7 protein-coding genes and 1 pseudogene are annotated in these 5,721 nt (G+C 77.0%); 7 read left to right on the forward strand and 1 reads right to left on the reverse strand.

Annotation, left to right across the window (positions count from 1 at the left end):
* The 6 genes and pseudogenes from GTW43_RS13680 to GTW43_RS13705 form a co-directional block, all read left to right on the forward strand.
* A pseudogene (locus tag GTW43_RS13680) lies at positions 1 to 740 on the forward strand (condensation protein); the annotation flags it as partial.
* The gene (locus tag GTW43_RS13685) at positions 737 to 1,486 is read left to right on the forward strand and encodes a class I SAM-dependent methyltransferase (RefSeq protein ID WP_161301951.1); all 750 of its coding nucleotides are present in this window, start codon (positions 737 to 739) and stop codon (positions 1,484 to 1,486) included. The pseudogene GTW43_RS13680 and the gene GTW43_RS13685, both read left to right, overlap by 4 nt.
* Positions 1,487 to 1,501: 15 nt before the next feature.
* Positions 1,502 to 2,422, forward strand: coding sequence for a hypothetical protein (locus tag GTW43_RS13690; RefSeq protein ID WP_343245996.1), 921 nt, complete (start codon positions 1,502 to 1,504; stop codon positions 2,420 to 2,422).
* Positions 2,412 to 2,630, forward strand: a complete 219-nt coding sequence (locus GTW43_RS13695) for a Trm112 family protein (RefSeq protein ID WP_161301953.1) — start codon at positions 2,412 to 2,414, stop codon at positions 2,628 to 2,630. Before GTW43_RS13690 ends, GTW43_RS13695 begins: the two co-directional genes overlap by 11 nt.
* Entirely contained in the window at positions 2,627 to 3,475 is an 849-nt protein-coding gene (locus GTW43_RS13700; protein ID WP_161301955.1) for an FkbM family methyltransferase, read from the forward strand. Before GTW43_RS13695 ends, GTW43_RS13700 begins: the two co-directional genes overlap by 4 nt.
* Positions 3,435 to 4,082 carry a hypothetical protein gene (locus GTW43_RS13705; protein WP_161301956.1) on the forward strand — a complete coding sequence of 216 codons (648 nt, stop codon included), beginning with the start codon at positions 3,435 to 3,437 and terminating at the stop codon, positions 4,080 to 4,082. The genes GTW43_RS13700 and GTW43_RS13705 overlap by 41 nt, the downstream gene beginning before the upstream one ends.
* Before the next feature lie 30 nt (positions 4,083 to 4,112).
* On the opposite strand, the gene GTW43_RS13710 is transcribed toward GTW43_RS13705, so the two are convergent.
* On the reverse strand, positions 4,113 to 4,991 hold the full coding sequence (locus GTW43_RS13710) for a hypothetical protein (RefSeq protein WP_161301958.1): 879 nt from the start codon (positions 4,989 to 4,991) through the stop codon (positions 4,113 to 4,115).
* 268 nt (positions 4,992 to 5,259) lie between these two features.
* Here GTW43_RS13710 and GTW43_RS13715 point away from each other — a divergent pair.
* A partial coding sequence (locus GTW43_RS13715) for a carboxyl transferase domain-containing protein (RefSeq protein ID WP_272922526.1) occupies positions 5,260 to 5,721 on the forward strand: 462 nt, incomplete at its 3' end.

Raw genomic sequence — 5,721 nt, forward strand, 5'->3', positions numbered from 1 at the left:
CGATGCCGTCGCCCTGGCGGCGCCCCGCGCGGGTCGCGCCCGGCCGGCCCGCGTCGTCGCCGGGCAACGGCCTCCTGGTGTGCGAACTCCCGGTGCCGCGCCGCCCCGCGGGCGCTCCGTACACCGTGAACGACCAGCTGATGGCCGCCACCGCCCGCACACTCGTCGACTGGAACACGGCGCGCGGCGCCCACGATCCGCGCCGCCCGCTGCGCATCACCATGCCGGTCGACGACCGCCCCCGCGATCTGACGATGCCGATCGGGAACGGCACCCGGCTCGTCGAAGTGCCCTTCACACCGGCCGAGTTGGCCCGGCGGACCGACGAACTGCTCCGGATCGTCGCCGCCCGGACCGCCGCCCTCAAGTCCCTGCCCCGCCCCCAGCTCGGCCGCGGTGCCTCGCTGCTGACCGCCCCCTGGGCCCCGGTCGGGTGGCGGGCCGCCGCCACCCGGGGTCTGCGCCGGGCCGCGGCGCCCTGGACCTCGACGACGCTGCTGAGCAACATCGGCCGGGTCCCGTACCCGCTGGACTTCGGCGCGGGCGTGCGGGCGCACGCCGTCTGGTTCTCGGCGCCCGCCCGCACCCCGCGCGGCCTGACCCTCACCACGGCGTCCACCGCCGGGCGGCTGCACCTGGCCCTGCGCTGGTCGCGCACCCTGCTCGGCCCCGGTGACGGGGCCCGGCTGCGCGACCTGTTCGAGGAGCATCTGCGCGCGACCCACGAGGAGGCACGATGACCGCACCCCTCACCCCGGCCGCGGAGCCCCGGCCCCGCACCCCCGGCCTGCGCGACTTCTACGAGAACCCGGAGGTCCCGGTCGCCTCCGGCACCCCGCGCACCCTCCGCCAGAGCCGGATCCTCGCCCGTGCCCTGGCCGGCACCCCGGGCGCGACCGTCCTGGACGTGGGCTGCGGCGACGGCTCGGCCGCGGCGACGGCGGCACGGCTGCTGCCCGGCCACCGGCTGGTCGGCGTCGACTGGTCGCAGGACGCGCTGCACCGGGCGGCGGCACGCATGCCGTACGTCGTGCGGGGCGAACTATCGGGCTCCGGGCTGCCGTTCGCCGACGGGGCCGCCGACGCCGTGCTGTTCTCCGAGGTGGTCGAGCACCTCGTGGACCCCGACGCCGCGCTGGACGAGATCCGCCGGGTGCTGCGGCCGGGCGGCCATCTCATGCTGTCGACGCCGAACCTGGCCGCCTGGTACAACCGCGGGCTGCTGCTCGCCGGGGTCCAGCCGGTGTTCTCCGAGGTGAGCCTGCGCGGGGTGCACGGCCGGCCCGGCCGGGAGGTCGTCGGGCACCTGCGGCTGTACACGGCGCGCGCCCTGCGCTCGTTCGTGGCCGCCGCCGGGTTCGAGGTGCGGGGAGTGACGGGCGCACCGTTCCACGGGGTGCCCGGCCCGCTGCGCCCGCTCGACCGGCTCGCCTGCGCGGCCCCGTCCCTCGCCTCGATCCTGCTGCTGCACGCCCGCAAGAGGTGAGCGGCGGTGCCCGCCGTGGTGTGGGGCGTGGCGGCAGCGCTCCTCGCGAACACCCTGTACAGCGTGGGCTTCGTGCTCGAGAAGCGGGCCCTGGGCCGACTGCCCCCGATCAGTGTCCGGCGCCCCGGACGGCTGCTCCGGCACGTGGTGGGCAGCCCGCTGTGGCTGGCCGGTTCGCTGGCGCTCGCCGCCGGGTTCGGGGCGCAGCTCGCCGTGTACCGGACCCTGCCGATCGCCGCCGCGCAGGGCATCTTCGTCTCCGGTCTCGTGCTGCTGCTCCTGCTGTCCGCCCGTCTGCTCGGCGAGCGCACCTCCGGCCGCGAGCGGTACGCGATCGGGGCGATCCTCGCCGCGCTCGTCATGGTCGTGCTCTCGCTGCGCGACTCCGGCGGGGATCCGGACGCGGTGGGCACGGGCGCCCCCGCGCCGCTCATCCTCACCGTGTGCGTGCCCTCGCTCGCCGCCGGTCTGTACGTGTACGCGGGCGCCGAGCGGCGGGCCCGCCGCCGGCACCGGCTGCCCACGGCCGGCGTCGAGTACGGGGTCGCCGTCGGCCTGCTGTACGGGGTGAGTTCGCTGGCCGTGAAGGGCGTGTCGGGGCTGCTGTGGGACGTGCCCCGGATGCTCGCCTCCCCGTACCCGTATCTGCTGCTGTGCACCGGCGCCTGCGGGCTCGTCATGTCGCAGGCGGCGCTGCAACGCTGCCGCGCCTCGCTGATCGTGCCCGTGTGCACGACGGTGACCTGCCTGTTCACCGTCGTGCTCGGCACGCTCGCGTTCGGCGAGTCGCTGCCGTCCGAGCCGCTGCGGCTCGCGCTGCGTGTGGCGGGCACCGCGCTCGCCGTCGCCGTACTGCTGCTCATGCCGAAGCACGACACCGCGCCCGCGCCACCCCCTGTCACGTCCCCCGAGGAGCTGCTGCCCCATGAAGCCTGACGATCCGCTGCTCGCCCTGCTGGCCTGCCCGCTCGACAAGGGTCCGCTGCGGCTCCTGCCGGACGGCGACGCGCTCTACAACCCGCGCCTGCACCGCCGTTATCCGATCGTCGACGGGGTGCCGCAGCTGCTGCCCTCCTCCGGCGAGCAGCTCGCGGAGGACGCGCACGAACGGCTCCTGAAACAGCTCGGAGGCGGTGTGACGTGACCACGCTCGCCGCACATCTCGCCCCCTGGCTGCCCGCCCGTCTCACCGCGGCGGCGGCCCGCGCCCTGTACCCGCGCTTCGAGCCGGAGCTGGCCCGCCTCGCGGACCTCGTGCCGGGCGGCGGACCCCGCGCCACCGCGGTCGACGTCGGCGGCTGGTACGGGCCCTGGACGCACCGGCTCGCCGCGCGCGCCCGGCACGTGGTCACCCTGGAGCCCGTGCCGCACCTGGCCCGTACCCTCGCCGCGGGCGCCCCCGCGAACGTCCGCGTGGTGCGGGCGGCGGCCAGCGACCGCCCGGGCGCGGCCCCGCTGTGGCAGCCGCCGCACGACAGGCGCGGGGACCGCGGGGTGTCGTCGCTGGTCCGGCGCGACGGTCTGCACGCCGCGACCGGCCGGCCGGTGACCTGCGTGACCCTGGACGAACTGGGCGTGGTGGACGTCGACTTCGTGAAGATCGACGTCGACGGGGCGGAGCTCGCGGTGCTGCGCGGCGCCGAGGCGCTGCTCGCGCGCGACCGCCCGGCCCTGTTCGTCGAGCTGGAGACCCGCATCCAGCCGATCGGCCCGGTCGTCCGGCATCTGCGCGCCCGGGGCTACGAGGGCTGGGTGCTGCCCGGCGCCGACTGGCTGCCGCTGCCCGCGTTCGACCTGGCGGCGCACCAGCGTGCCACCGCGCACATCGCCCAGCAGGGGCTGCTGCGCCGGGCCCTCACGCCGTCCGGGCGCCGCCCGCGCTATGTGAACTCCGTGCTGTTCCTGCCGGACGGGGCGGCGCCCGGCGGCGTGGGCCACCATGAGAGGCATGGCACCCGCACGACGCACCCCGCCCGCCGGTCCGGCTGAGCCCTTCGGCCCGCTCCAGTTCCAGCTCGTCCTGCTGCGCCGCATGGCGGACCACAACCCCGGGCTCGTCGAGACGGCCCGCGCCGACCTCGGCGTCACGGTGGCCGAGATGCGCGAGGCCAACCGGCGCTGGCAGGCGATGCTGCACGCCCCCCGCTCCCGCGCGGCGCTGTCCCGCTACCGCTCCGTGCTCGGCACCCCCGAGCAGGAACTCACCCGCCCGCTCGGCGACCTGAGCTGCACCGCGCTGCTCTGGCCCGTGCCGCTCTGGCCCGACCTGCGCTTCGAGGTGCTGCTCGCGCCGACGGGCGCGGTGTGGAACGCATGGCTGGTCCGCGCCCCGGGCGCCCCCGGGCCCGCGCTGCGCACCCTGGCCGATCTCGCCCCCTGGTCCTGCACGGTCGACGAGGCGGCCCGCGCCTTCGCGCCGGCCCGCCCGCTGGAGGGCTCCGCGCCCACCCGCTGGGGCCTGGAGTGCTCCGTGCCGGCCGAAGAAGACACGGCGGGCGCTGCGGGCGCTGCGGCCACAGCGGGCACGGACGGGACACCGCGGCGCGTCCGCGCCGAGTTCACCTGGGGGCTGCTCCAGCGCTGGACCGAGGTGTGACAGCGGTCCCGCGTGCCCGGGCAGGCCACGCTATCCGGCGGCCTGCGCGATCGCCTCGGCGACGGTGGGCGCGGAGTCCGGGTGCACGGTGCCGAGGAACAGGTTCGGCTCGACGAGCTCCAGCTCCATGACGCACGGCTGCCCGTCGGCCCCGTCGACGAGGTCCACGCGCGCGTAGAGAAGCTGCTCGGGTCCGCCCGGGACGGCGGCCAGGGCCCGCGCGGCGACGGCGAACTCGGCCTCGGTCGGCTGCCAGGGCCCGACGCTCGGGTGCGCGACCTTGCGCGCGTCGAAGGCGACCCCGGCGGCGAGCACCGCGCCCTTGCGGATCGCGTGCAGGAACCGTCCGCCGTAGAACAGCACGGCACGCTCGCCGGTGACGTCGATCCCCTCGACGTACGGCTGGACCATCGCGGTCAGTCCTTCGTCGTGCATCCGCGCCACGTGCCGCAGCGCGACGTCCCGCTCCTGCGGCGTGTAGCGGGCCGCGTAGCGCGAGCCCGCGCCGGCGGTCGGCTTGACCACGAAGGGGCGGTCCGCGGGCAGTTCGGGGGCGGTGCCCGGCGGGACGTACGTGGTGGGCACGGTCGGCACCCCGGCGGCGGCCAGTTCGCCGAGGTAGCGCTTGTCGGTGCTCCAGCGCAGCACGCCGACCGGGTTGGCCAGCCGGGTCACCGCGGCGCACCGCTCGGCCCAGGCCAGGAACTCGGCACGCCGCCAGCTGTAGTCCCAGGTCGAGCGGACGACGACCAGGTCGTAGCCGGCCCAGTCCACGTCCGGGTCGTCCCACACGACGGCCTCGGCCTCGGCGCCGGCCCCCGCCAGCGCGTCGAGCAGCAGGGGCAGGTCCCGGTCCTCGGGTCCGCCCTCCTCGCCCGCCCGGTACGTGACCAGTGCTGTCCGCGCCATCGCCCGCTCCTCACCCTCTGCGCCAAGATCCGCACCCATCCTGAACGGCCGGGGCCGCGCCGCGCAAAAGTGTCCACGCCCGCGCCCCCGGGGGCCCGTCGGGGCTGCCGGGGTCGATCGGTGCTCGACGGGCACCGCCTACGCTCGGACCGGTCCGCCGCCCGCCCCGCACCCGCCAGGAGCGCCCGTGCCCCCTTCTCCCGACCCCGACGACCTGCGGGGCGCGGCCCGCCCGGACCTCGTCTGCGACCCCGGCTCCTTCCGGCCGCTGCCCGAGCCGGAGCCGCCGCGGGACCCGAACCCGCTGGACTGGCCCGACTACGCGCGCACGAAGGCGCGGGCCACGGCACGCAGCGGGGCGAGCGAGTCCGTGGTGACCGGCACCGCGACGGTCGGCGGTGTCCCCGCGGTCGTGCTGGCCTTCGCGTTCGGGCATCTCGGCGGTTCGCTGGGCCGGGCGACCGGCGACCGGATCGAGGCGGCGCACACGCACGCCCGCGCCCACGGTCTGCCCGTGGTCGCGCTGGTCGCGACGGGCGGCAGCCGGATGCAGGAGGGCATGCTCGCGCTGGTCCAACTCCAGCGCGCGGCACGGCAGTCGGCGCTCACCCGGGCGGCCGGGCTGCCGCAGCTCGCGGTGGCCTGCGACCCGACGACCGGCGGCGGCTGGGCCACGCTCGGCGCGGGCGCGGACGTCACGCTCGCGCTGCCCGGTGCGCAGATCGGCTTA

The sequence above is a fragment of the Streptomyces sp. SID5785 genome (genome assembly GCF_009870065.1).
Classification (GTDB): domain Bacteria; phylum Actinomycetota; class Actinomycetes; order Streptomycetales; family Streptomycetaceae; genus Streptomyces.